Consider the following 3,949-nt stretch of genomic DNA (forward strand, 5'->3'; position numbering starts at 1 on the left):
TCATGGCCCGCCGACTCACCCGCGGCCACGCAGCCACCCGACAAGGCCCGCGACCACTTTCACCCACCAATCTATGAGATCTCAAACACGGTCTGAGCCGACGTGCGGCCCCTCCCGGTCCGGGAGGGGCCGCACCGCTTACTGCTTGTGCGCGTCCAGGTAGACGGTATAGCTGATCACCGACGGCACCGGGACGTTCAACTTGCCGGCCCGGGTCGTCAGCATGGCCTCCTGGCCCAGGACGCGCCCCGTGGCTGCCTCGATGATGAAGGTGTAGCGGGTCGGCAGACCGCTGCCGTCGGAGTCTGCGGAGAACGCCTGCCCGCTTCGACCCGCCCGGTCGGTGACGGAGCCCTCGTAACGCAGTTCGGGAAGTCCGGCGATCAACCGGAGTACGGCTGCGCGCTGCGCTGGGTCCAGGGCCTGGCTGCGGAGGACTCCCCTGAGCGCTTGATCCGTGCCGGAGGCGGCATCGATGGCGGGTGTGGACCGGCGCAGACTCTCCCGCAACAGCGTCGGGTCCGTAGGCATGGGCTCGCGGTACAGGTCCGGCCCGTAGGCCTCGGTCTTCGCGTCTTCCCCTTCGAAGGCACTGGTCAAGGTCCCGGAGCCGTCGGCGTGCACAACGGCCTTGTGATCTGCAGCCACAACCCGGGACGACACTGTCTCTCCGTCGATCCGGGTGAACAGGCTCCAGTCCTTCCACTCCAGGACAGTGTCCTCTCCGGTCGGCTCGGACAGCGCCGCAGTGTGCTGCGCGATACCCTCCAGGAGCTGCCCGGCGGGCAGGGACGTCTCAACGGCCGTGTACTGCAGCGGCGGCGGAGTGGCAGCATAAGCGGTACCGGCCGTCGAACCGGGCAGCAGCCCGAAGACGAGCACGGCCGACGCCGCCGCGGCAAGGCCGCCGAGGGGAACCAGCAGCCGGGGGCGGCGCAGGAGCGCGGGGCTGCGCCGGGACGCGGCGGTGTCGGTTTGTCCGGCCAGGATCCGCTCGAGGTCCTGCTGGCGCCGGCCGGGGTCGCCTGCAACGCCGGCTGCGGGGTCGCTGCCTGTCATCAGAGCTTTGACGCTGTCAGCCGCTCGCACGGCCCACCTCCATGGCAATCGGGTTCACGGGATCGACATCGAACGGCGCGGGGTCAGCGAGTGCTACACGAAGGCGGCGCCGTGCCCGGAACAGCTGCACGGAGAAGGTCGCCGGGCTGCAGCCGAGTACCTGGGCGGCCTGGCGGACGCCGAGCCCTTCCCAGGCGATCAGTGCCAGCACTTCGCGGTCCCGCTCTCCCAGGCGTGTCCATGCCGCGTGCACGCTGTCGCGCGCGGCCACGTGCTCGGCGATGTCACATACCGGCAGGACGTCTTCGGTTTCCCAGCGCACGGCCAGTTTCTCGCTGCGCTCCCGCCCGCGTACGTGGTTGGCCACCACTTTGCGCGCCACCTCGTACAACCAGGGCAGCGGTTCCGCCGGTACCTGCGACCAGCGCCGCCAGGCCACGACGAACACCTCCGCCGCCAGGTCGTCGGCGCTGTCGGCTCCCGCCCGCCGGTAGACGTAGCGCAGCACCGCCGTGTGGTGCTCGCCGTACAGTGCGCTGAACTCCTCAGCAGCACCCACCTTGGCCCCCTCGTTTCGCTCTCCACCCTGGATATGTCCGGCACCCCCGCAGTTCTTACGGCCGGAATCGAAAAACTTCCGGATTGCACCGCCGGGGCTCTTGGCGGCTAGCCTGCTGCCATGCCGCAGCTCTCGGATTGGCTCCGCCTGACCGTCATCAGCCGTGCTCAGCAGGAGGCGTCGGAGCGCCACCACTCGCACACCGACACCGGCCACCTGCTGCTCGCCCTACTCGCCTCGTCCGGCAGTTCCTTCGACTCCGTGCTGGCGGACCAGGGCACCACCGCGGAAGCGGTGCGCTGCGCGGTCGAGGAGCGCTGGAGTGCCGGAGCAACCGACGGAACGCGGTGGTGGGGGTTCCCCGTCCCCGTCGGCGAACTGCCCCCGTTGAGCACCGAGGCCGGCGAAGCCGTCCGGCAAACCGACCGAGCATCCAGTGTTCAGGGCGCCGGCTTCCTCTTCCCTCCTTACCTGCTCGCCGTGCTGGCCGACAGCCAAGGGCTGGCTGGAGCCGTACTTCGCAACCTCCGTGCCACAGCCATGGCAGACACCGCCGTACGCTGATCTACAACCGGGCAGGGCGAGCGGGCCGCGAGTCCTTGGCCGAACGCTAGGTGCAGCGGGGCGAAGGCACCCTGTCTAGAGGTTGTGGACGTGGGCCTGGTGGATGATGCGGGCGGCTTGCTCGGGGGTGTCGTGGAGGGCGGCCTGCTGGGTGGCGGCATCGCCGAGGAAGTAGCCCTCGTAGACGGCCACCCAGCCGTCGCCGCCGTCCAGGCCGCGCTCGACCCAGCCGACCTGGTAGCCCTCGCCGAGGACGACCAGGACGTCGGGCTGCACCGTCCACCCGGCCAGCTGCCAGTTGTAGCCGAAGGTCCGCTCCTCGAGCGGGATGCTGACGTCCATGTCCCGGGGCAGGCCGCGCAGCCGCGGGTCGCGCGGCACGCTCACCGTCGCGGCCGGCTCCTCCGCCCCCACCGCGGGCGCAGCCGACGGGGCGGTGGCCGGGGCGAGCGCCGCGCGGGCGCCGGAGCCCTGCTGGGCCAGGCGCTGGTCGACCAGCGAGCGCAGCCGCTCCCCGGCCTGGGCGGGGGCCGCCCGGCCGGTGCCGGAAGCGGCCGGTGTTTCTCCCCGGGGTGCGGCAGGACTCGGCGTCGGGCCCGCGGGCCGGGTGTGCGTTTCGCCCCGGGGCGCAACGCCGGGCGTCCAGGTGCCTTGAGCGCCTTCCGGACCGGCGGCAAGGGGCACGGTTTCACCCCGGGGAGATTCGACGAGCACCGCCGGGCGGGAGCCGGCGGGGCATGTGCCGCCTCCGTCCGGAGCGGCTGCGGCGAGCAGCTCGGCGCCGACGGCCGCGGCGGTCCGCTCCACATCCGCGGTTTCACCCCGGGGCGCATCGCCGGGAGTGGCCGCCTGCCCGGCCGGGGCCGACGGGGCGAGGGGGTGACGCTCCAGCAGGTGTCCGACGAGTTCGCGGTGGCGGGCGGAGAGCACGTACGCGGCGGCGCGCATGTCCGCTCCGGCACTGCGCAGCAGGTCAGGGTCGGCGTTGCGGGTGGCCCGGTCGAGCTGGAGCAGGAAGATCCTGGTCTGCCGGTGGAGCTCGGCGGCGACTTCGAGCAGCTGCGCCTGCTGCTCGTCGAGCGGGAAGTCCGACGGCGGCAGCAGGATGTCCCCGGTGCGCGCCCCCGTTTCTCCCCGGGGGGATTCGGCGGCGGCCGCGGCTTCGGCGAGGGCCTGCCGGCGCTCCTTCTCCCGCTGCCGCTCGGCCTTCGACGAGCACGGCTTCGAGCAGTACTTCGGACGCCGACCCGTGCCCTTGCGCTCCGGCATCTCGCCGCCGCACACCTCGCACGCGGGCGCGCCGAACAGCATCGGCTCCAGCACCGCGTTATCCCCCGGGGAGAAACTCATGGTCGGGATGCTAGCCCGCACCCCTCGCCCGTTTCTCCCCGGGGCGCAACGAGGGCCGTGCAGCACCCGCTGCGCATACGCAGACCCACGCCCCGGGGGCGTCCGTGCAGCGTGCTGCACCACCGTCCGGTCGGCGCTGCGCAGCAGTCTGCAGCACCGTCGGCCCCGGCGCTGCACCAGGCGCTGGTCGTGGTCCCGCTGCGCAGCGCGGGCCAGGCGCCAGGGCGGCCCGGTGCAGCGCCGCGGCCTCGGCCTGGGTGCAGCACCACGGGTGCAGCGCACCGGACCGGCAGGGCCGGGTGCAGCAGGGTTGCCCTTGCTGTTTTTACCGGGGTGAAGTAGAGCCACGGATTCGGTCTGTTGGGGAGCCAGCGGTTCTTCGGTGAGTTTGGGAGCCAGTCGGTGTGATGGTGTGGA

4 protein-coding genes are annotated in these 3,949 nt (G+C 72.1%); 1 reads left to right on the top strand and 3 read right to left on the bottom strand.

Annotated elements, in window-relative coordinates; all coding sequences use genetic code 11:
- Nucleotides 1-138: 138 nt before the first annotated feature.
- On the bottom strand, nt 139-1,059 hold the full coding sequence (locus ABD345_RS39750) for a CU044_5270 family protein (RefSeq protein ID WP_344559681.1): 921 nt from the start codon (nt 1,057-1,059) through the stop codon (nt 139-141).
- A gap of 16 nt (nt 1,060-1,075) precedes the next feature.
- Complete coding sequence (locus ABD345_RS39755) at nt 1,076-1,618, bottom strand: RNA polymerase sigma factor (protein ID WP_344559683.1); 543 nt, start codon at nt 1,616-1,618, stop codon at nt 1,076-1,078.
- A 120-nt stretch (nt 1,619-1,738) separates the two neighbouring features.
- On the opposite strand from ABD345_RS39755, the gene ABD345_RS39760 reads away from it, so the two are divergent.
- On the top strand, nt 1,739-2,182 hold the full coding sequence (locus tag ABD345_RS39760; protein WP_344559685.1) for a Clp protease N-terminal domain-containing protein: 444 nt from the start codon (nt 1,739-1,741) through the stop codon (nt 2,180-2,182).
- A 75-nt stretch (nt 2,183-2,257) separates the two neighbouring features.
- Here ABD345_RS39760 and ABD345_RS39765 read toward each other — a convergent pair whose 3' ends face one another.
- Complete coding sequence (locus ABD345_RS39765) at nt 2,258-3,532, bottom strand: hypothetical protein (protein WP_344559687.1); 1,275 nt, start codon at nt 3,530-3,532, stop codon at nt 2,258-2,260.
- Between the last annotated feature and the right edge of the window lie 417 nt (nt 3,533-3,949).

The sequence above is a fragment of the Kitasatospora saccharophila genome, assembly GCF_039529925.1.
GTDB classification, from domain to species: Bacteria; Actinomycetota; Actinomycetes; order Streptomycetales; family Streptomycetaceae; genus Kitasatospora; species Kitasatospora saccharophila.